Genomic DNA, 23,418 nt, shown 5'->3' on the forward strand with positions numbered 1-23,418 from the left:
CCCCTCTTATCCAAGATGATAGCGTACTTTACTTTGTCCGCTACCTTCTGTTTCGATTCTGATTTGTTGTACTACTCGTTCTTTTAATTCTCTCACATGGCTGATGATCCCGATCATACGACCTTCACTTTCAATTGTTTCTAATGCTTCAATCGCCATTTCAAGTGCTTCTTCATCTAACGATCCAAATCCTTCATCAATGAATAACGCTTCGATCAACACACCACCGGCTTGTGTCTGGATCACTTCAGCTAAAGCCAACGCTAAGGATAAAGCTGCAATAAAACTTTCGCCACCAGATAGCGTATGAGCCCCACGTGTCAGACCTGCTTCATCATCATAGATATTGATCTCCAACCCTGTTTTCCCACGGTAACTTCCCACTTCATCTGCAAGCTCAAATTGGTAACGATTTTTCGTCAGACGTTGCAATCGCACATTTGCCACTTGTAGTACTTCTTGTAAATACACTTGTAGTACGTATCTTTCCAAGCTGGTTTTTCTAGGGTTTTCCCCATTCATCGTTTGCGATAATTGTTGTAGTTGGATCAATTCATCTAATTGTTCTTGACTCGCTTGATAAATCGAAGAAAATTCTTCGATGATTTGCTGATTCTGCTGTTCTTGCTCTTGCAAGTGATAACAATGTTCCTGTTGTGTTTGAACCGCAGCTTTTAGCTCATCTAGTTGTTGCTCCAATTGTTCTAAATCAGGAAGTGTTTCAGCTAAAGCAACATGGTTCAACTGGCTTAAGCGGTCTTCAACGATTAATCGTTCTTTCTCATATGCGTTGACCAGTTGACTCTTCTCTTGGTATTCAACTGTTTGTTTAGCAAATGCCAATACCTCATCTGCTTCTTTAAAGTAAGCTTGCTCTTTTATTTTTGCTGAAATTTGCTCTTGGATACGCTGAATTTTATTTTCAATTTTTGCCTGTTGCTCATGAATATTAGCCATTTGCGCTTTTAACAAACTGATTTCTTGAGAAAAACGAAGTTCTTTTGTTTTTTCTTCTGCTAACCATTGGGCTTTCATCGCAACATTTTCTTCTAATTGGTTGACATCCTCAATCAAAGTCTGAGTATTTTGTCCTTCTAACTGTTTCGTCAAGGTAACAAGCTCCCCTTGTACTTGTTGGAGCTCTTCTTTGTTTTGGCTGATTTGTTCGGTGATCTTCTTTCGCTGATCTTCGATAAGACTTAAACGTTCAGTTAGTGTTTGAGTAGCGATTTTTGCCTGTGTGATGGCCTCTGCACGCGAATCCAAATCATGCTGAATTTTTTCTAAGGATACAAGAGGATCATCTGCTATGGCAAATTTAAACGATTGCTGGATCAAATGTTGTAATCGTTCTTTGCTTTTTTGGATCTCTACTTGTTTTTCTGTTCCGAAGTTTTCAAAGTCAGCTATTTTTTGTTCTATTTGTGCTTTTTCTGCTTCACTACGCCCTATTTCTTGATTGATTTGTTCAAGGTTTGTTTCTGCCTCGGCTAAATTTGCTTCCAGTTGGACAAATTCTTCTTGATTAGGCAATACATGCTCATTTTGTTGTTTAGGATGCTCCGTTGACCCACAAACTGGACAAGGTTGCCCCGGTAATAATAGCAATTGCAACTTCGCAATTTGTTGGCTTGCCCATTGACTCTTTAAAAGATCAACTTGATTATTTTGTTTGCTTAACATTACTTGTTGAGCTTGGAGTTTTGTGATCAGTTCGGACAACTTGGTTTGATTCATCTTTAACTGTTCTGTATTCTGGTGATTTTCTATAAGGATAGTTTGGTACTTTTCTTGCTCATGCCGAAGTTGTTCGTAACACAATTGATCACTGTGCAAGCGATCTTGGTCAAGCAGCTGTTCGGCTAGTCTTTGTTCTTCTTCTTTTAACTGGACTTGTTCTTGAAGAATTTTTTGTTCTTTTTCTTCTGCTTTTTTCTTTGCCTTTTGTAATTCTTCACTTTCATTTTTCTTTTTTTGCCATTCTTCCGCAATTGGGATCAATGACTTCATGACTTGTAATCGATTCGCTGCATGTTCCATTTCTTGTTGGGCATTTTTTCGTTCAGGTTCATCTTTACGCCACTGTGCATACGCTTGTTCTTGTTGCACGAATGTTTCAGAACAAGTCTGTTCTTTATCAATCAGTTCTGCTTGTTCTTTCTGGTATTCTTGACTTCGTGTCAACGTATCGACCAGTCGTTCAGCAAATTCATAATGAATGATCCATTGTTTTATTTCATTGATTTCACTTTCTTGCTGGATCAATTCTGCATGTTTTTGCTCTAATTTTTGCTTTTCTTCCTGACGTGTTTGCAATGTTTGCGAATGATAATAGGTATCTTCTAATTGCTTTTGTTGTTCTTGTAAATGAACCAGTTTATTTTTTTCTTGGAGAAGTCTTTCTTGTAATGTTGTTTGCTCTGCCTGCCAATAAGTGAATAACGCATCGAAACTTAAGGTTTCAGGAACCGTTCCTGTGTCCAAAGGGATAAACCGTTTTTGCAGCAAACTCAATTCTTGCTCAAGATGATCTAATTTTTTTTGATGTTCTTTGGCTTTTTCTTTCAATTGTTCATTAAGTTGTTGGAAAAATTGCGTGCCAAACAAATTACGTAAGACAATTTCTTTCTCACTACTTGATGAAATTAAAAAATTACGAAATTCTCCTTGAGGTAGTAAAACGATTTGAGAAAACTGTTTCGCATCCAGATTCATTAATTCTTTGATTAATTGATCCACTTCACTACGTTTCGTGTATTGGCGCATTTCTTTGCCCGCTTCATCAAAGATCGTCAAAGAAACTTTTGCTGCTTGCTTTCGATTGCCTTCACCTTTACGTTTGGCCAAGAGTTGTTCTGGCTTACGTTCAATCTCATAATTCAGCCGCTGATGCTCAAATGAAAAAAAGACACACGTTTCTTCTTCAGGCGTAGCAAAAAGAGACCGCATTTCTTTACCAGTCCTGATTCTGCCAGAAGTTTCACCAAACAATGCATAAGTCATTCCATCAAAAAGAGTCGTTTTTCCTGCACCTGTTTTTCCAGTAATCAAAAATAGTGGTGCTTCGGTCAATTTCGCAAAATCAATTGTCTCGTCAATAAAAGGACCAAAATTTTTTAGTCGTAATTTCTTGGGTTTCATTACTGATCATTCCTGTCCGTGAGTTCTTGTAGCGTTTCTTTTAACCAGATTTCCTGCTTGTTCGTCAACTGTTCCTTGGTCATTTCTTTGAAAAAGCCTTGTGCGATCTTATGTGGATCCTTTGTCATCATCTTTTTTTGTTTTCCCTGTTTCAGTTCTACTCGACCGTTTGAACGTTCCACACCAAGTATCCGTGGATAGATTTTTCTTAATTGATTCATCATGTTAGGGATAATCGTTCGATCTTCCAAATAAATTTGGAGATAATTTTCACGATTGATCGTCTGATAAAAATCTGGATTCAACAGCTCTTTAAAACTTGCTGTTATTTCTTCAATATCATATAACGGGGTCAGTTCTCGAAAATTCAAAGAGACGTCCTCTTCTAAATCTACGATCCAAACACCTTTTTTTTGATTGATTTCTGACAATGAAAACTTTAAAGGCGACCCACTGTAACGGGCATTTTTTTGATTCAATGCTGCTTGATTGTGGAGGTGTCCTAATGCGACATAATCAAATGGTTCAAGTAAATCTCCTGGAACAGCATCTAATCCGCCTACTTCAATTTTGGTTTCTGAATCTGATTTCATACTCCCGGTCACAAAAAAGTGACTCACTAATACTTGTTTTTTCGTTGAGTCAAACTGCGTTTTCATTTTCTCAATGACTTTTTCCATTGCTTGTTGAATGGTGCGTATCTGCTCGTCTTCAAAATATATCCTCGCTGAGATTGGTTCAAAATAAGGCAAAAGGAAAAATTGCGTATCCTTGAATATGATTGGTTGAAAGGCTTCTGCCAATCTAGTTTGTAAATAATAATCGGACTGACTGAACCAAGGTGTTCCTGTCGAAAGTCGAATACCGCTATCATGATTTCCGGATATCGCAAAAATCGGAAATTCTTCCCGTAGATTCCATTCGACCATCAATTGATTGAACACTTCAATGGCATCCACTGACGGAACACTTCGATCATAAAGATCTCCCGCAATCACGATTGCATCAACATTTTCTTCTTTTGCAATTGCTAAGATCTGGGTTAAAACATGCTCTTGTTCCTTGATTCGATCGTATCCTTGTAGTTTTTTTCCAATATGCCAATCAGCTGTATGTAAAAAACGCATCTCATCACCTCAAAAAATGTCCTTCTAATTATTATAACACTTCCCCTCATTACATGATACCTAGGATCATTACGGACTAAAACAAATAGGCGATGAAAAAAAGTTGCTGATTCCGTATAAACATAGATAATCCCATGCTTAGAAAGAATCGCAACTTTTATCATTACCTTGCGCTTTGATTTTTATTGAAAAAGAATCATTTACTTTTTATTTTTGATTTCATATTTAAAGTCAGGATTGACTTCTTTGTCTAGTTGATCGAAAGCGGCTTGTGTTCTACGTTCAATTTCTGCCATTCCTTCTTTGTCTGTTTTTTTGATATCAGACAAATCGATCGGTTCACCAAAACGCACAACCACCCGTTTTCGCTTGAATAAGTCACCCAAAGTTAATGGTCCTTGGTAGACAGCAGGAACGATTTTTGCTTTTGACATTTTAGAAATCAATGCCATTCCGCCTTTTAATTCCGTTGCATGTCTTGTTCCACTTGGGAACATAATCAAACCTAAATGAGTAGATTTTAAAATTTTAACTGGCGTTTTGATGACACTAGGTCCCGGATTTTCTCTTTTTACTGGAAACGCATGGGCATGTGTCAAAATAAAGCGTAATACTGGATTTTTGAATAATTCTTCTTTTGCCATAAAGCTAAATTCTTTAGGCGAAGCTGCTACAGCAAGATATAAAGGATCCCACCAAGTTCGATGTGGCGCTACCAAAATATAATTCTCATCTTGTGGTAAAACTTCTTTATTTTCATATCGGGCATTGCCGTTGATCACTGCTAAGATCACTCGGACTAGCCCTCTCATAAATCGATAGAACATAGTCTCTTCCTTTCTAGGTGTATGGTCATAGTATGCCTAAATTTAGGAAACTTTACAAGGTACCTTGGTTCTTTTTTATAAAAATAGTATAATACAATCACTTAGTTTTTTCATTTTGGAGGGAACCCATGCTTCACGAAGATGAACGGATCGATCAATTATATGCAAATGATATTAAAATCATTCAAAGTCCTCACGTTTTTTCTTTTTCACTAGATGCTGTTTTACTTGCTCATTTTGCACGTGTACCGAAAAAAGGACAAATCATTGACCTCTGTGCAGGAAATGGTGCAGTCGGTCTTTTTTTGAGCAAACGAACGAATGCGTTGATTGATGGCATCGAAATTCAACCACGTTTAGCGGATATGGCAAGACGTAGTATCCAATTAAACGAGCTAACACACCAAATGACCATCCATACGCTTGATTTAAAAGAAAGTTTATCCGTTGTTCGTCATAATTCATGTGATTTAGTCGTCTGTAATCCCCCTTATTTTAAGGGATTACCAACCAATAAAAAAAATCCGAATGAGCATTTAGCGATTGCTCGACATGAAATCCATACTACCCTTGAAGATGTGATCCAAATTTCTAGTAAATTATTAAAAACCAATGGACGCTTTGCAATGGTCCATCGCCCAGACCGCTTTTTAGAAATTATTCAGTTACTAGAAAAACACCGTATCGCCCCTAAAAAAATTCAATTCGTTTATCCAAAAATGGGGAAAGAGGCAAATATTTTGTTGATCGAAGGAATCAAAGAAGGCAAATTAGATGGCTTTAAAGTTGCTTCACCGTTGATCACATACATGCCTGATGGTAGCTATACAAATGAAATCCGAGAAATTCTTTATGGCCAGTGAGCATTATTTTTATGTCTTAGCTTGTAAAGATGGCACGTTTTACGGTGGCTATACGACGGATCTTTCAAGAAGATTAGCAGAACACAATCATGGGACAGGAGCTAAATATACCCGATTACAAAAAAGGCGACCCGTCAAAATGATCCATGCTGAGGTGTTTGCAACTAGGAGTGACGCAACAAAAGCCGAAGCAGCCTTTAAAAAACTCACGCGCACTCAAAAAGAACGGTATTTAAAGACACAGCCCTCTCACATGTTGCCAGAACAATAATTTGGGTCAATATTACTGGGGCTGAATCGACCTTTTAAGGGAATGTACGAGAACTAAACAAAAACACAAAAATTAGTTTTTTGGCTGTTGATTGTTACCTACTTCAAACAATTGAAAAAACATCTTGAGATCCTTTCAAATGAGTTCAGCACTTATTGATAGAGGAAAATCGGCTCTATAATTTATGGGACTGATGATGTATCGAGGTTGCTTACGAAAGCTTCCAGAAGAATCCCCATATAAAAACAACAAAACGTGTAGCTTACGGATTTAAATCATTTGAGAACATGAATATTAGAATCTTTTTGAGCAATCAATTAATTGACGTTAAATAACAAAAAATACGGGTCAGAATGAGGTTCATTCTGACCCGTATTTGAATTTATACCACTCATCGGTTCTTATTGAAAAATAATTAAAATAATATTGAGGCGTTTTATGGATTTAATGATTTTTACATAAAATTACAATCGAAAATCAAAAATTATTAACAGTTATGAGTTCAAAACGATACTTTGTGAAAATATCGGCTAAATTTAAAGCTAACGTGGTAAATTGAAATAGGAAGTATGGTGTCAAATTAATTTAAGGAGGTGAAGAATAATGAAAAAAGTGATACTAAAAGGCTTAATTTTAACTACATACATGGTAATGACGTGTTCAATGATTATTATAGGTGAAGTTGCTTTTGCCAGTGAAAACACTATGGCTGGTACTGAAGAAGTTATAGCCGAACCCACTAATAATATACAGTATGACATGTCAGGATTAATGATACATAGTAGCGCCAGCACGCTTAATTTTTCTGAGTATGTTTATATGCAAAACAAACCACATGGATCAAGTCGTTGGATTCCAAGCTTGACAAAAATTTGGCAAGTTAAATATAAAGACGGAAAAAAATACCAAGGCTATGTGAAGTGGACGGGTAAGTATAAAAACGGCACGCATATTGGTGCATATTATCAATACACTGGCGTATTAACTTTATAGGAAAAATAAAGTTATGATTCTTGTATAAACGAAAGGTGACAGTATATTGAAATTAAAAACGATTCGTTCTATTAGAATAGTCAAAGTAATACAGTTCTTACTTAGTTTTTCTTCTGTCTACTTACTAATAAAAGGATCTAAGTATGTATTTTTAATACCATTATTATTTGGTTTTCTCTTGGAACTAATACTTCCAAAAGAATATGGTGGTGGACTAGTTAAAAATAAAAAGAATGTATTTATAAATTCAGAAAAAATTTGGATTGAACCACTGATTGGAATTATACTTTTGGTTTTATTTATTATTTTTTCAACTATTAATTGACCTAGGAGGAATAAGATGAAAAAAGGAATGAAGAAAACTTGTGTTTACTTTTGCTCAATATTATTACTATTTCCTTGTTTTATTAGTTTAAGTAAGGTTAGTGCGGAAGAGAACGTAAATGAAGTGTCAGTGGAACAAAAATCGGATGAGATGCGAGAGATGTTACAAGAGATTGATAAGAATCCGAATTATAATGTTGAAATAGATGGAGATAATTTTACAGTTACGTTTTCTGATGCTGCGATATACGAGTCTATAGCAGACTCACAAGACATTCCAGTAATGATAGCTCCAAGGTCTAATGGAGTAAACAAAATTCAAGGAGCATTAACATCCGGTAGTTTTAAAATTTATCTTAGCAAAAATGTATTAACTAATTTAAAGTCATTGGGAATTGGTGCGATAGCTAAAATAATACCTGGATTACCTGGTTATGTAATCTTTGCTATAGCTGGTGTAGTTACTGCGGATAAAGAATTCAAGCATGGTAGAGTATTTGTATATAAAAATTTCCGTTATCAATATTGGTATAATCAATAATATAATTTATGGGTCTGATGAATCAGAATTGATTCTTCAGGCCCATTTTCATTTTTGCTATTAAAAAACATATCGTTCTCTAGTATGATTAAATCACCATAAAATAAACAACTGAGAGAACGATATGCTCTATGAATGATCCTATCAAAAAAATGCTAAGATTAATAGACAAAAATTTAACGATTACCAAGGTTGCTTACGAAACCTTCCAGAAGAAGAATCCCCATATAAAGACAATCAAACGCGTAGCTTAGGGACTTAAATCATTTGAGAACATGAATATTAGAATCTTTTTGAGCAATCAATTAATTAACGTGAAATAACAAAAAATACGGGTCAGAATGAGGTTCATTCTGACCCGTATTTGAATTTATACCACTTATCAGTCCTTATTGACAAAGAGCTGGAAAATCAAGATGTCTTATCTCTTATTCAACTATTCCGTACTACCATTTCCATTAGCAGAACTAGCTACACTACCACTATTAGTATTCGTATCATTTTGGGTTGATTCACTTGAAACAGTTTTCTTCGTTTTATCTTTCCCTAATAAAGTTTCACTTACTAAATGGATATAGTGTTTCATTCCTTCTGGATTTGGATGTACTTGGTCATCATAAAACCAATCATTGTGGCTATTACTATAATCATACCAGTCGATCAATGTAAGATTATCGTATTTTTTAGCCATTTGTGCTAACAAGGCATTCACATCGTTTTGCCAACGTTTTGTAGGAACGCGGACATTTACCCAGTAAACTTTACGATCTCCTAAGGCACTCATGATGCTATCAAATTGCGATTCAGAAAAGGCTCCATTTGTTCCTAAGCCAATCAAAACCGTGTCTTTCAATAGGTTTTGTTTTTTCAGTTCTTCAATATATGGCTCACTCGCATATAATTGTCGACCAACGTCTCCATCAACAACAACTTTAGGATATAACTCCTTCAAATCAGTCGCTGCATCTAACATGACTGAGTCCCCAAATGCTGTCAATTCTAATTTCTGCGCTTTCTTTCCTTGTTTAGCTGTTAGCCCATATTTATCAAGAACTGCTTGATCAACGGTGTTGGAATTATTATCTTCATTTTTCTGGCTTTCCTCCGCCAATCTTTTACTTTCAGCAATTTGTGCTTGTAATTTTTTTTGATCCGCAGTCACTGAATTCTTAGGTGCTGTAACAAAACCAACAAGAGCGATCAACACCATCAATGTTCCCGGAATGACCCAAGGTTTTTGCTTGCTGATAATCGGCTTAGTGAACCAGCCTTTGACTACTTGAATCGTTTGTCCATAATCGAATCGTGCCAAAGGACGTTCAATGTAGCGATAAGAAAGTTCGCTAATGATCAGGATCAATGAAATCTCGATCAATGTATGAAGCAAAACATGATCCGCAATATTCGCAACTTTTGCTTCATAAAAAATCATGACTGGAAATTGATACAAATAGATGCCGTAACTTCGTTTACCGATCCAAGAAAACACAGGATTGGTTAACCATTTGTTCACACTTGCGCCTGGATGCGCTGTTACCGCAACTAAAACGACACAGAAGAGACTAACTAACAGCATGCCCCCATAATAGACAAAACTATAATGATCATCTAACAAGAAAAAGAAGAGGATCAATGCGATCAGTGAAATCAATCCGGCTAGATTCAACACCCGTTTTGCTTGCTTTGGAATATTTTTTTTCAATCGGGTACTTGGCCAGACAAAAGCCAAAGCACTTCCTAACCAAATTGAAAACAATCGCGTATCTGTTCCATAATATACTCGAGTTGGATCGCCGCCTGGCGTAAACAGGATCATCATGAGGATCGCAGAAATAAGTGATCCTCCTAAGACTGTATAAACGATCCACTTCTTTTTACGTACAAAAACCATTAACAAAACAAAAAGAATGGGCCAAACTAAGTAGTTTTGACCTTCCACCGCCAATGACCAAATATGGGTAAACGGTGATTCATTGGCAAATCGATCAAAATAAGACAAACCATTTTTTATTTGCCACCAGTTGTTGACATACAATAAACTACTAACGACTGTTCCTCGTAAGTTATTCAATAACCCTCGTTGAAATAACGTAATATAAGCAGATGCAGTGATTAGTAAAAACACTAATCCTGGATATAACCTTTTCATTCGTCGGACATAAAACTGCCAAATATTGATTTTGCCATTTTGTTCCCATTCTTGCCGTAGTAAATCAGTGATCAAATAGCCTGATACAACAAAAAATATCGGGACGCCCAAATAACCACCCTTCAAACTTGTAGGGAGCAAATGGTACAAAATCACTCCTACTACTGCCAAAGAACGAATACCGTCAAAACCAGTAATGTAGCGACTATTTTTTAACCTTTTTTGTTTTTCCATTCAATATTCCAACTTTTCATAAACTTTTTTCATTTGTAATATACGTGTATTGTACAAAAATAGCAAGAAAAATTCATGTGATTTTCGCTATCATTTCTATCTTCCCATAAAACTTTGAAAAAAAGAATAACTTTTTCCGCAACTTTAATAAAAATTCAACTATGAACAACATATAACTAAAAATAACCTTGAAGTCTCAGTAAGATTACATCTAACTGAAAGAATCACTTTACTAAGATCGTTACGACAAATTTAGCAAAATGAAGGGTGAAAATCTCAAAACAGGATAAACTGTTTGAAGATTCTCACCCTCCAGATACAAATCAAGCTACACAATGCCCAACTTTATCAAACGATTTGTAGAATAAAGTTGTTTCCAGCCACACTGATCGATTCATTTATTTGGATATGTCACTTTTTCTGTCAATAAGTTGCACTTGCACTAAACGCCCTCTTCATAAAACCGACCAAGAATTTGGACATTTTCGGCGATACTGACAAACGCTTGTGGATCAGAAGCTTTCATCGCTTCTCTTAACAAAGGCAACTCATAGCGTGTAACGATCGTCATCAACACCGTTTGTTTATCGTGCTTGTAAGCTCCTTCTGCCTCATTGATGATCGTGATTCCACGACGCATACAGTTTTGGATTTCATTGACTACTCGTTCGGGATGCTTCGTTACGATCATCACTTGCATTTTCTTTTGTTTCGTATACATCACGTCGGTTACTTTCCCACTGACAAAGATCGAAAGTGCGCTATAAAACATGTATTGCCAGCCAAAAAGGATACCAGCTACGAAAACAATCAATGCATTGAAGTAAATCGAAATTGAACCAATCGATTTTCCTGTCTTTTTACGAATAGTGATACTGACGATATCCAAACCACCTGAGGATAAGCCATTTCTTAAGGCTAACCCGATCCCTAACCCCATCACAGCACCCCCAAAAATCGCGCAGATGATTGGATCAGTTGAAAGAACCGTTAGAGGAAGGATATGGATACAAAGTGACGTCAATGTCACGGTGATAAATGTAAAAATCGTAAACTTCTTACCGATTTTCACCCAAGCAAGAACAAATAAAGGAATATTCAATAAGTATAAAGTCGTTGAGACGGGTACTTCGAATCCAATCAACGATTTAGATAAAGTAGTCAGTATTTGTGCCAAGCCAGTGATTCCGCTTGAATAAATATGTCCTGGTTGATAAAAAAAGTTTAGTGCTACTGATGCAATCAATGCATAAACGATAGATACCGAAAGCTTGGTCGTATAATCATGATGCGCCCAATTTTCGAAAGTTTTTTTCATTGCTTTGTATTTCCGGTTACGATCTCGTACTTTCATATGAATTCGTATGAAGAGACAATCATTGGCTGGAAGTCAATTTCTCTCTTTTCCCGGAATTTCCTTTCTTAATTTTAATTTGGATAGTGAGTAAAGATACGTAGTATATAATGAAAGAACGAACGATTACGTTCAGTGACTACTCTATAATGATCCATCATTACACTAACCAAAAAGAAGGATTCATTCTTCGCCTATCGCATCACTAAACGTAGCATCCATTGAAAATATGGGTTAAAACTCAACTGACATTATACGCTATGGCTTAATTATAAATCGTTTTGGAATTAAATCAAGACAACATAAACAAGTACGAGAGTCTTTTTACACCTAGTCCAGACTCCCGTACTTATTATTTATAAAACGATCAATGGAATTGAGTTACTAGTCTTTTGTTCAATACGAATAAACTTAGTCCATGCTGGTTACATCAATATTCAAGTCAAATAATTGGGCATCTGATACCGTACTTGGTGCATCACTCATGACATCTGCTGCTCTACCATTTTTAGGGAAAGCAATAACTTCACGAATGTTTTCTTCACCAGCAAGTAACATCACAAAACGGTCCAAGCCAAGAGCAATACCGCCATGTGGTGGGAACCCATAATCCAATGCAGTTAATAGGAAACCAAATTGTTCCTCCATTTGTTCCTTCGTAAAGCCTAAAGTTTCTAAGACTTTTTCTTGAATTTCACGAGTATGGATCCGGATTGAGCCACCGCCTAGCTCATAGCCATTCAATACGATATCATATGCTTCTGCATAGACACTAGCTGGATCTGTACTCAAGCGTTCAAGATCTTCTTCTTTTGGCATCGTAAATGGATGATGAGCGGATACGTAGCGTCCTTCTTCTGCAGAATATTCAAATTGTGGCCATTCTGTGATCCACAAGAAATTGAATTTTGATTCATCAATTAAGCCTAATTCTTTTCCTAAGCGTGTACGGATTGCCCCTAGTGTTGCAGCTACGATTTCTTTTGTATCCGCACCAAATAATAAAATGTCTCCAACTTCAGCGTTTGTCGCTTGAACGATTGCTTCTGTTGCATCTCCCATAAATTTAGCGATTGGACCTTTCAAGCCGTCCTCTTCTACTTTTAGCCAAGCTAATCCCTTCGCACCAAATTGGCTAGCGTATTGCCCAAGATTATCTAAATCTTTACGAGAATAGTTGCTTGAAGCATTTTTAGCATTTAAAACTTTGACGACGCCACCTTTTTCAAGAGCCATTTGGAAGACTTTGAAATCAACATCTTTGACGATTTCACTTAAGTCGATCAACTCCATCTCAAAACGTGTATCTGGTTTATCACTACCGTAGCGATTCATTGCTTCGTCATACGTCATGCGAGGAAACGGTAAAGTAACGTCGATTCCACGAACATCTTTCATCACTTTCGCAATCAAGCCTTCGGTATAATCTTGGATTTCTTCTGCCGTCAAGAATGTCGTTTCAATATCTACTTGAGTAAATTCTGGCTGACGATCACCACGAAGATCTTCGTCACGGAAACAACGAACGATTTGGTAGTAACGATCAAACCCTGCGTTCATCAATAATTGTTTAAACAACTGAGGTGATTGAGGTAACGCATAAAAGTGCCCTGGGTAAACACGCGAAGGAACAAGATAGTCACGAGCCCCTTCTGGCGTTGATTTTCCTAAATAAGGTGTTTCGATATCCATGAAATCATTATCATCTAAATAATGACGGATTGCTTTCGTTGTTTCATTTCTCATTTTGATATTTTTTGTCATTTTTGGTCGACGCAAATCTAAATAACGATATTTCATACGGATCTCGTCTCCGACTGTTTGATCGTCTTCAATCAAAAACGGTGGTGTTTTTGCTTTGTTCAAGATAACAATTTCGTTTGCAAATACTTCATATTCACCAGTGACCATTTTAGGGTTGATGGCTAGCTCCTCACGTTTACGAACCACACCAGTGATTTCAATCACGTATTCACTCCGACATTTATCCGCGATTTCCCATGCTTCTTTATTGACTTCAGGATTGAAAACGATTTGGACGATTCCTTCTCGGTCACGTAAATCAATAAAGATTACTCCCCCTAGGTCTCTTCGCTTTTGTACCCACCCTTTTAATGTAACAGTTTGATCTAGTTCTTTTGCTGAAATCAAACCGCAATAAGTTGTTCTTTGTGCCATTTTTCTTTTTCCTCCTACTCGAATAAAGTCATTTCATCATAGACTTCATCAAAATGTTCATAAACTTCTGTTAAACTAAAGCTTTTTTCTTTTCTATTAGCCATTGATTTGACTGTGACCGTTTGGTTTTCCAGCTCATCTCCGCCAATAACTAACACTAACTTAGCATTCGCTTTATCAGCCGTTTTGAATTGTGCTTTTGCTTTACGATCCATAAAATCACGATCAGCTGAAAACCCAAAATTGCGGATCGTTTGCACCAGTTTCAATGCTTCGATATTCGTTTCTTCGCCTAAAGCCACAACATAAGCATCTAATTCATTAAATGCCGGAATCACGACTTCTTCTGCTTCCATTGTTAACAGCAAGCGTTCGATCCCCATCGCAAAACCAAAACCGGGTGTTTGAGGTCCGCCTAGTTCTTCAACCAAATTATCGTAACGTCCACCTGCACAAATCGTCGCTTGTGCGCCCATCTTTGGTGCATCACTCATAATCTCAAAGATTGTATGTGTATAGTAATCCAACCCTCGAACCATCGTGCTATCGATTTCGTAAGGTATATTAAGTGCATCCAACATAGCAACGACCATATCAAAATGTTTTTGTGCTGTTTCGCTTAGGAAATCTAAAATCGATGGTGCATCAGCAACAAACTTTTGATCACGTTTGTCTTTACTATCTAACACCCGCAACGGATTCTCATGCAAACGACGCTGTGAATCTTCACTCAACTCTTTTTCAAATGGTGAAAGATAGTCGATCAATGCTTGACGGTATGCTTGACGCGTTTCTTTATCTCCTAGCGAGTTGATCACTAATCGAATTTGAGTGATTCCTAATTGTTTAAAGAAATCAAGGGCCATAACCATACTTTCCACGTCAGTTGCTGGATTGTCAGAACCAAAAGCTTCTACTCCGATTTGATGGAATTGACGTAAACGACCTTTTTGAGGGCGTTCATAACGAAACATTGGTCCCATATAAAATGTTTTATAAGGTTTTGCATATTCTGGTCCAAATAATTTATGTTCCACAAAAGAACGAACGATCGGTGCTGTTCCTTCTGGACGTAAAGTGATGTGGCGTTCCCCTTTGTCATAGAAATCATACATTTCTTTTGACACGATATCCGTTGTATCCCCTACACTTCGAGAAATGACTTCATAGTGTTCAAAAATAGGCGTGCGGATTTCATTGTATTGATAATCTCTAAACAATAAACGCGCTGTTTCTTCCACGAACTGCCATTTTTCTGACTCACCAGGTAAAATATCATTTGTTCCTTTTGGTCTTTGGAAACTCATTTTTTTCTCCCCTTTACTTTTCTATGTAAAAAAAAATCCACCCTTATTCATTACGAACAAGGGTGAATGACTAATTCATACACGGTACCACCTATTTTTGAAAGATTGCTCTTTCCTCTAACGATTAACGCTCGTACACGGGACGGCTTTTCACTCGTCCATCTCCAGAGTGTCTTTTAGAACCTAAAACTTTAGATCATTTTCAGCCTTGATGATCCTCTCTTGTAAAGCTTCAGAAACTTACTCGCTCTTTCATTGATATTTTCAATATTACCTATAACCTACTAAAAACAAGGCGTAAAGTCAAGAAAAATCTGTAAATCAACTGAGAATTAATAAGGTGCTAACCGACTAACTGAATGAAACATCTCCTTAATTACTAGCATCCTTCATTCCAGCATACGCTCATTTTTTCAGAGCTAACTTCTTCTGTCACGACCTTCTCTGTATTTTTCTAAAAATCTTTAAAGAGTTGATCAATGGTATGGTAATCAGTGGACGATAAATGAATATCTAATGCACGAGCATTATCTCTAACTTGTTCCGGTTTTTTTGCTCCAGGTATCACGACAGAAATCCGTGGATTTTTCATATACCAAGCTAAAACGAGTTGAGCAATACTAGCTTGATTGTTTTTCGCAATCGGTGCAAGTTGTTCGACAGCCTGAATGATTTTTTCAAACCTCTCTCCTTGAAAATCCGGATTCTTCTTACGAGGGTCATCTGACGCCATACTTTTAAGACTATTTAAGTGATATTTTCCCGTTAACAAGCCGGAAGCAAGCGGAAAATAAGGGACAAAACTAATGTTATGTTGTTCAAGATAAGGCCAACGTTCTTTTTCAGCTTCACGATGGATCAAACTAAATTTATCTTCAACAACATCAACATAGCCATCTTGATTTGCTTCTTTCAGTTGAGTCATCGAAAAATTAGAGACTCCGATTGCACGGATCTTCCCTGCTTCTTTTAGTTTGTGCAAGGCAGCGACTGCTTCATTTTTTGGCGTTTCTTTATCTGGAAAATGGATATAAAAAATATCAATATAATCAGTTTGTAAACGTCGGAGTGCTTCTTCTACAGAACGGGTCAAAAATTCTGGTGAATTATTGAATACCCCTTTTTGTCCAGGAACATGGGCAGCTTTAGTGGCAATGATCACCCGTGAACGATCAAATTCATTTTCTTGCAAGACTTCACCGATCAGTTCTTCTGAACGTCCATTTCCATAAGCATAAGCAGTATCAATTAAATTGATGCCGTTTTGCAAAGCGGTTCGTACAACTTCTTTCCCAGTTTCATCTTTTAAGTTAGCAAAAAGATTATGACCACCGATCGCATTCGCTCCTAAGCCAAGTTGTTCAGCGTAAACTTGTGAATGTCCAATTCTTATTTCTGCCATTCGCAATTCCTCCTTTTTTCTTTAGTCTAAAACAAAAAGAAAAAAAGCTAAACTAAAAGAACTTTTGAAAAAAGAGGTTGTGAAAGCAACGGGAAGCTCCGATGACAATAAGAAAGGATTTTTTAAAACAGCTTCTCATGTTTTGAAAAATTCAGGCTTATTTCAAGGAGCTGTTGCTTGAACACCGTTTAAAACAAGAGGTTGTGAAAGAAGCGATCAGCTCCGAGCGAATAAGAGAGGATTTTGTAAAATAGCTTCTCATATTTTAGAAAATCATCGCTTATTGCTGAGGAGTTGCTTCTTGAACACCGTGAATTAGAGGTTGTGAAAAGAGCGTTTTGACCTGAGCGTTAAGGAGGGAAATCTCGAAACAGCTCCCCATGTTTTGAGATTTTTTGACTTATCGCCGAAGGTCAGCTCTTTGAACACCGTTTACTTGTTTTAGAATAAAAAATAAAGCGCCCCCCAAAAGTTAGTTTTTTTAGTCTAACTTTTTTTGGGGGGCGCTACAGAATGAGATTTATATTTCAGACTTTTTATTTTCTACGCACTATTCTTTATATAAGAGTACACGACTATTAGGATAAGTTGGAAATTGATTACTAGGGATCGTCCAATCTTGTTCAGGTACTGAAAATTCATAATGGTTGACTAATTGGTCAGAAAAGACCCGTAAACTGTGTAAAGTGATCCATTCTCCTGCACAGCGATGCATTTGTCGAAAGTCTCCTCCACCTTGAGCAATCATCTCATATTCCTCTTCGTAAGAAAGATCTTTTGCTTTCCCTAAATAACGTTTGATCATGAATGAATCTGGCGCATCGATTGTACGCTCATCATGATTCGTCCCGTATAGATCCAAAATAACCCAACTATCTTTAGGAATAAGATAGCCGTCAACTGACACATCTTTTAAAGCAATGGCTGGCAACATTGGGAAAAATGGATAGTAACGACGCATTTCCTGAATAAACGGATCTTGAAGTTCTGTAAAGTCATTTTTTAACTGCTGTTTTAAGTCTGGTCGACTGAATAAAGCATGTCCCATCAAAGCTGCCCAGACTGTCAATGCTACAGTTGGTCGAATAATATTGAGCAATTCCACCGCAGCCACTTCGATTGGCAACAAATTACCATCAAGATCAGTTGCTTGGGCAAAAGCATATAAAGCGACATCTTTTTTACCTGGAACAGGGTTTGCTCGTGCATCCTCAATCAACCTTTGAGCCCATTGTTCAGATTTTTTACGATTTTCAACCCCTTTGATATGTTCGATTGGCGACGTAAATGTCCCACTGATCATAGAAATTTGGTAATCAGCGAGCTGATTGATTTCTTCATCGGTCAATTCTGCTAAGTTGATTCCTGACCATTCACAAATCGAAGTAAATAGTACTTGTTTACTTAAATCAAATAATTCAAATTGTCCATGTTGTTCGTTTAACGCTTGAGACAAATTTTTTTCTAAAATTTGATGGTACGTATCCATTCTTTCCGGTGTCATCAAATCCATAAAAATCGATTTGCGATGATGGTGTTGGGCACCGTCTAGTGTTTGAACACCATCTTTCCCAAACAACGTTTTTAATACTAATTTAGGCATTGCTCCTTTTCGTTTGAAATTCCTTGGATCATAAAAAATTTGAGCGGCTTCTTTTCCGTAGATCACAATCGCTTCTTTATTGAAGATTTTTGCTTTCACTACTGGCGCATTTGCCTCTTTACGTAATTCCTCTAACAAGTGATAACCTTGCTCATATCTTTTTTTAATCTCGGTTATCTTTATATCGACTACTGGTACCTCTTTCATCTTTTATCTCCTCCAATAGAACACTTCATCTATTATTAGCTTATCTTTTTTTTAGATAGCTGACAAAAAAAGTGTTCTAAAACCAAAAAGACCAAATGGACTCGATTTTAGAACTATTTCTCCTCTAAAATCACTCTTTTTTCCTTAAAAAATAGGTTCCCCCATCTGTATGACACTTTTCGAGTAGGCACACAAAAAACCGATCACTCAAAGATTCATCGCTTGTGCGAATCTCTGAAGATCGGTTAAAGGTCTTGACGAGCCGTGCCCATCTTATTTCAATCAATTATGAATACATTAATATCTCTTATTTATTTTGAGAATCAATAATGATAGTAACCGGACCGTCATTGATCAAAGATACTGCCATGTCAGCTCCAAATTGGCCGGTTGCTACGGTAATCCCTCTATTTCTAATCCCTTCATTAAAAGCCTCGTATAGTGGAATAGCTGTTTCGGGACGAGCTGCTGAGATAAAACTTGGACGATTTCCTTTTTTAGTATCTGCAAACAGCGTAAATTGGGACACACTCAAAATTTGTCCTTCGACATCTTCTACACTACGGTTCATTTTTCCTTGTTCATCTTCAAAAATACGCATTTGTGCAATTTTTTTTACTAAATAATCAACATCATCTTGCGTATCTTTTTCATGAATACCTAGTAAAATAACCAGCCCTTGATCGATCTTCCCAACTTCTTGTTGATCGATCGTCACTGAAGCTTTACTTACTCGCTGGACAACAGCTCTCACGTGTTTTCCTCCTAACCATTGGTTCGTCGCACGCTATACACATCTGGTACAGCTTTGATTTTATCCACGATGCTCTTTAGGTGAGCAAGATTTTGGATCCCTACTGTTAAATGGATCGTTGCCATTTTGTCTTTGTTGGTTCTCGCTTCCACGCTGTTTAAGTTTTTAGTCATGGTATTTACCGTTTGTAAGACATCATTTAACATGCCGGAACGATTATAACCATAAATTTCCAGATCAGCATCATATTCTTTTCTGGTATTCGAGGTATCTTCCCATTCAACTTCGATCAGGCGTTCGGCCACATTCGGCTTGTCTACTTGGACATTCGGGCAGTCTCTTCGGTGAATCGAGATTCCTCTTCCTTTAGTGATATAACCCACGATATCATCTCCAGGGATCGGGTTACAGCAACGACTGATCCGAATCAACAAGTTATCGACACCTTGAATCACGACACCACCTTCATGGCGAACCTTCATTTTTTCCGGTTCTTTTTTCGGTTGGTTCATGATTTCTTCAGCTTCTTGTTTTTGTTGCTCGATCTTTTGTTCTTTTCTTTCTTTTTCAGTCAAACGGTTCGCCATCGTCAATGCACTGACTTCACCATAACCCACAGCTGCATACATATCATCTTCCGTTTGATAATTCAGCTTTTCTAAAGCATCTTGCAGCTTACTTTTTGCTAAAATTTCTTTTGGTGCAAAGCCTAGATCGATGATACATTTTGTGATTGCTTCATGTCCTTTGATGATATTTTCTTCTCTGTCTTGCGCTTTGAAGAAACGTTTGATTTTATTGCGAGCTTTACTCGTAGCAACTAATTTCAACCAATCTCGACTTGGACCAAACGAATTAGGTGAAGTCAAAATCTCAATAATGTCTCCATTTTTCAACTTATAATCTAATTGAACCATTTTGCCGTTGATTTTGGCACCCGTTGTTTTATTTCCAATGTCAGTATGGATACTATAAGCAAAATCTAAAGGTCCAGAACCTTTTGGCAGTTCTGTCACGTCCCCTTTAGGAGTGAAAACATAGACCTTATCACTAAAGATATCTCCTTTGACACCTTCCATAAATTCTGAAGCATCATAACTTTCATCTTGCAGTTCAATGATTTCGTGGAACCAGCTTAATTGTTTCGTGATACCATCTGGTTCGACCTTATCATTTTTACCTTCTTTGTATGCCCAATGTGCAGCCACCCCGAACTCGGCGATTTCGTGCATTTCTTGAGTTCGTATCTGGATCTCTACCGGATTTCCAGCTGGTCCAATGACTGTTGTATGCAAGGATTGATACATATTTGCTTTAGGCATAGCAATATAATCTTTAAACCGCCCTGGCATTGGTTTCCATTTGGTATGGATTGCTCCTAAAACAGCATAACAATCCTTGATAGAGTCAACGATTACCCGTATTGCAAGTAAATCATAGATTTCATTGAATTGTTTCTTTTGGTCTTTCATTTTCCGATAAATGGAATAAATGTGTTTAGGACGTCCATAGATTTCTGCATAGATATCTAGTTCTTCTGTTGCTAGACGAATATCTTCGACTGTGGCGTTGACATATTTTTCTCGTTCTTCTCGTTTCGTTTGCATCAAATGCACGATTCGATAATATTGTTTAGGATTGAGATAGCGAAGTGCGGTATCTTCTAATTCCCATTTGATTCGACTGATCCCCAAGCGATGAGCTAATGGTGCATAAATCTCTAATGTTTCTTGGGCGATTCGACGTTGTTTATCTTCACGAAGATGTTTTAGCGTACGCATGTTATGTAGTCGATCAGCTAATTTCACCATAATTACACGTAAATCTTGCGCCATAGCTAATAACATCTTTCGATGATTTTCTGCTAATTGTTCTTCATGTGATTTGTATTTGATTTTCCCTAGTTTCGTTACACCGTCAACTAACATCGCAACGTCTGGACCAAATTCTTCTTTCAAATCATCCAAAGTAACGTCGGTGTCTTCTACAACATCATGCAAAAAACCAGTTGCAACAGTATGGGGGTCCATTCTTAAATCAGCTAAGATCCCAGCAACTTGGATAGGATGGATAATGTATGGTTCGCCTGATTTACGAAACTGGCCATCGTGAGCAGCCGTTGCATAATCGCAAGCTTTTTGAACAAATGCTACATGATCAGGTCCCATGTATTGGCTAACCAATTTAATCACTCCAGGACCTGTCAATAATTCTTCTTTTGGCATGGAACATCCCCCTTTCAAAGGTTACGAACAACAGCTGTTGCTCCGAATAATATTAAAAACCATTCTTCTTTTTTATAACATAACTAGAAACAAACTCATGCACACCATTCATTTGATGTCATCCGTTGTTTACAATAAAATAATTGTTTTTATTATACAGATTGTTCGGAATTTTTTCAATTTTTCCTGATTTTATTCAGTTATTATCAGTGAGTGAGCTCCCACTGATAACTTGCCGCACTTAAAAGATAAAGAGGTGCCGTCTCCGTACGTAAAATCCGTGGTCCTAATCCACATAAGATTCCACCTTTTGCAACAAAGGCTTCAACTTCTTCAGGAGCAAGACCTCCTTCAGGACCAAAAATGGCTAAAATCCGACTACCATCAGTGAGTTCTTGGAATACCTTAGCTAAATTGGCTAGTTCTCCTTGTTTTGCTGACTCTTCATAAGCAATCAACAACACATCATAAGCAGATAGTCGATCAAAAAGAGCTTTCTGACTTTCCAATAATTCCACTTGGGGCGCAATCTGTCTATGAGATTGTTCAGCTGCTTCTTGAGCAATTTTGTTCAAACGTTCTTGCCGTTTGTTTCTTTTTTTTGCATCCCATTTTACAATAGATGTTTTAGCTGGAAAGCCAATAAATCCATGCGCACCTAATTCTGTTCCTTTTTGAACGATCCAGTCTAGTTTATCCCCTTTTGGATAACCACTGGCAATCGTGATGTTATTGGGTAATTCCTTTTGGCTTTTTTCTTTTTCAAGCTCGCTCAAATAAACGGTATCTTCACTGATTTCTGTGATCTCTGCACGAATCGATACTTGATCGTTGAATGCTAAATAGACTTGATCTTTTGGCGCCATGCGCATGACCCGTACGATATGATGAAATGCCTCTCCCGAAAGTTCGAAGCGTGTATTTGGTTGATACGCCTCTTCTAAAAAGTAACGTTGCATTTATTCCACCTCAGGCTTTTTCAAGATAATTGCATACCAATCTTTTTGTTGGAAAATTTGATCAACGACAAATCCCTGTTCTTTCATGGCGTCAATGACCATTTGTTTTTTTTCTTCAATGATACCAGATACGATCAGGCGCCCCGTTTGTTTTAATAAGCGCCAAGCATCAGGGATCATCAACAAAATAATATCTGCTAAGATGTTCGCCACGATAACATCACTTTCGATTGTGATGCCGTTCAATAAATCATTAGCAGCTACGTGAACATCTTTGGCTACTTCATTCATATCCATATTTTCTTTCGCTGCACGAACAGCCACTTCATCCAGATCATAGGCATAAACATCTTTGGCTCCTAAATATTTTGCTGCGATACTTAAGACGCCAGAACCAGTTCCTACATCTAAAAGTGTTTCTCCGCCACGCAATACCGTTTCTAATGCTTGCAATGTTAAAGAGGTAGTTGGATGTGTCCCTGTTCCAAATGCCATTCCAGGATCTAATGTAATGATCTTTTCTAATGGATCACTTGTTTGATACGCTTCCCAACTAGGCACGATCGTTAACATTCTGGTGATCCGTACTGGGTGATAATACTTTTTCCAAGCAGTTGCCCAGTTGCTTTCTTCCACTTCACTAACGGTGATGATATTTTTACCGATCGCCAAGCCAAATTCTGGGAGTTGAGCTACACGGTCTTTGATAAAAGGCAAAATTTCTGGTAAAAAAATCGTTTCAGGGAAATAAGCCATCACCAGTGCGCCTTCTGTCAATGAAGTAAAATCTTCTTTATTCAAGATTTCCCCATATTGATCAGACTTGAAATTTTCTACGTCTAAAGCATCTTCAATCGCAACACCGCTTGCTCCTGCTTCCATTAGTATATTAGCCACAGCTTCCACTGCTTCACTGGCGGTTTCAACTTTTACTTCATTCCATTTCATGACATTCACTC

The 23,418-nt window shown here is 37.3% G+C and carries 18 protein-coding genes, 1 pseudogene and 1 other annotated feature; of the genes and pseudogenes, 6 read left to right on the top strand and 13 right to left on the bottom strand.

The window, feature by feature from the left end; genetic code table 11:
• Positions 1-6: 6 nt before the first annotated feature.
• From IGJ23_RS11330 to IGJ23_RS11340, 3 genes are all read right to left on the bottom strand, one after another.
• Complete coding sequence (locus tag IGJ23_RS11330) at positions 7-3,141, bottom strand: AAA family ATPase (protein ID WP_438774977.1); 3,135 nt, start codon at positions 3,139-3,141, stop codon at positions 7-9.
• Positions 3,141-4,268, bottom strand: a complete 1,128-nt coding sequence (locus IGJ23_RS11335; protein ID WP_126343157.1) for an exonuclease SbcCD subunit D — start codon at positions 4,266-4,268, stop codon at positions 3,141-3,143. The genes IGJ23_RS11330 and IGJ23_RS11335 overlap by 1 nt, the downstream gene beginning before the upstream one ends.
• A gap of 200 nt (positions 4,269-4,468) precedes the next feature.
• Positions 4,469-5,095: a lysophospholipid acyltransferase family protein gene (locus IGJ23_RS11340; protein ID WP_010720870.1), complete on the bottom strand. Its 627-nt coding sequence runs from the start codon at positions 5,093-5,095 to the stop codon at positions 4,469-4,471.
• A 128-nt stretch (positions 5,096-5,223) separates the two neighbouring features.
• Between IGJ23_RS11340 and IGJ23_RS11345 the strand changes: the two genes are divergently transcribed.
• The 6 genes and pseudogenes from IGJ23_RS11345 (at position 5,224) to IGJ23_RS11370 (ending at position 8,087) form a co-directional block, all read left to right on the top strand.
• On the top strand, positions 5,224-5,958 hold the full coding sequence (locus IGJ23_RS11345; protein WP_438774978.1) for a tRNA1(Val) (adenine(37)-N6)-methyltransferase: 735 nt from the start codon (positions 5,224-5,226) through the stop codon (positions 5,956-5,958).
• Positions 5,948-6,229 (top strand): GIY-YIG nuclease family protein, encoded by a 282-nt coding sequence (locus IGJ23_RS11350; protein WP_053766274.1) that lies wholly within the window; start codon positions 5,948-5,950, stop codon positions 6,227-6,229. Before IGJ23_RS11345 ends, IGJ23_RS11350 begins: the two co-directional genes overlap by 11 nt.
• Positions 6,230-6,456: 227 nt before the next feature.
• Positions 6,457-6,564, top strand: a pseudogene (locus tag IGJ23_RS11355) (transposase); the annotation flags it as partial.
• A gap of 268 nt (positions 6,565-6,832) precedes the next feature.
• A complete protein-coding gene (locus IGJ23_RS11360; protein ID WP_096708731.1) occupies positions 6,833-7,222 on the top strand; it encodes a hypothetical protein in 390 nt (129 codons plus the stop codon).
• A 46-nt stretch (positions 7,223-7,268) separates the two neighbouring features.
• Positions 7,269-7,547 carry a hypothetical protein gene (locus IGJ23_RS11365; RefSeq protein ID WP_207496296.1) on the top strand — a complete coding sequence of 93 codons (279 nt, stop codon included), beginning with the start codon at positions 7,269-7,271 and terminating at the stop codon, positions 7,545-7,547.
• Positions 7,548-7,562: 15 nt separating this feature from the next.
• Entirely contained in the window at positions 7,563-8,087 is a 525-nt protein-coding gene (locus tag IGJ23_RS11370) for a hypothetical protein (protein ID WP_096708730.1), read from the top strand.
• A 436-nt stretch (positions 8,088-8,523) separates the two neighbouring features.
• Here the strand turns inward: IGJ23_RS11370 and IGJ23_RS11375 are convergent, their stop codons facing one another.
• From IGJ23_RS11375 to prmA, 10 genes are all read right to left on the bottom strand, one after another.
• Positions 8,524-10,470 carry an acyltransferase family protein gene (locus IGJ23_RS11375; RefSeq protein ID WP_010720873.1) on the bottom strand — a complete coding sequence of 649 codons (1,947 nt, stop codon included), beginning with the start codon at positions 10,468-10,470 and terminating at the stop codon, positions 8,524-8,526.
• Positions 10,471-10,912: 442 nt separating this feature from the next.
• Positions 10,913-11,788, bottom strand: coding sequence for a YitT family protein (locus IGJ23_RS11380; RefSeq protein ID WP_010720874.1), 876 nt, complete (start codon positions 11,786-11,788; stop codon positions 10,913-10,915).
• Between the two features lie 447 nt (positions 11,789-12,235).
• On the bottom strand, positions 12,236-14,002 hold the full coding sequence (gene aspS, locus IGJ23_RS11385) for an aspartate--tRNA ligase (protein WP_034699943.1): 1,767 nt from the start codon (positions 14,000-14,002) through the stop codon (positions 12,236-12,238).
• Positions 14,003-14,016: 14 nt separating this feature from the next.
• The gene (gene hisS / locus IGJ23_RS11390) at positions 14,017-15,309 is read right to left on the bottom strand and encodes a histidine--tRNA ligase (RefSeq protein WP_010720876.1); all 1,293 of its coding nucleotides are present in this window, start codon (positions 15,307-15,309) and stop codon (positions 14,017-14,019) included.
• A gap of 55 nt (positions 15,310-15,364) precedes the next feature.
• Positions 15,365-15,574 (bottom strand) — a binding site (T-box leader).
• A 189-nt stretch (positions 15,575-15,763) separates the two neighbouring features.
• Positions 15,764-16,711 carry an aldo/keto reductase gene (locus IGJ23_RS11395; protein WP_063627543.1) on the bottom strand — a complete coding sequence of 316 codons (948 nt, stop codon included), beginning with the start codon at positions 16,709-16,711 and terminating at the stop codon, positions 15,764-15,766.
• Positions 16,712-17,261: 550 nt separating this feature from the next.
• Complete coding sequence (locus tag IGJ23_RS11400) at positions 17,262-18,521, bottom strand: cytochrome P450 (RefSeq protein ID WP_438774979.1); 1,260 nt, start codon at positions 18,519-18,521, stop codon at positions 17,262-17,264.
• A 307-nt stretch (positions 18,522-18,828) separates the two neighbouring features.
• Positions 18,829-19,275 (bottom strand): D-aminoacyl-tRNA deacylase, encoded by a 447-nt coding sequence (dtd, locus tag IGJ23_RS11405; protein ID WP_034699948.1) that lies wholly within the window; start codon positions 19,273-19,275, stop codon positions 18,829-18,831.
• 11 nt (positions 19,276-19,286) lie between these two features.
• Positions 19,287-21,500 (bottom strand): RelA/SpoT family protein, encoded by a 2,214-nt coding sequence (locus IGJ23_RS11410; RefSeq protein WP_010720880.1) that lies wholly within the window; start codon positions 21,498-21,500, stop codon positions 19,287-19,289.
• 206 nt (positions 21,501-21,706) lie between these two features.
• Positions 21,707-22,459, bottom strand: coding sequence for a 16S rRNA (uracil(1498)-N(3))-methyltransferase (locus tag IGJ23_RS11415; RefSeq protein WP_438774980.1), 753 nt, complete (start codon positions 22,457-22,459; stop codon positions 21,707-21,709).
• A complete protein-coding gene (gene prmA / locus IGJ23_RS11420; RefSeq protein ID WP_010720882.1) occupies positions 22,460-23,407 on the bottom strand; it encodes a 50S ribosomal protein L11 methyltransferase in 948 nt (315 codons plus the stop codon).
• Positions 23,408-23,418: the final 11 nt, after the last annotated feature.

Origin of the sequence: Enterococcus sp. DIV1682a, from assembly GCF_051711005.1 — a bacterium.
GTDB classification, from domain to species: Bacteria; Bacillota; Bacilli; order Lactobacillales; family Enterococcaceae; genus Enterococcus_B; species Enterococcus_B hirae.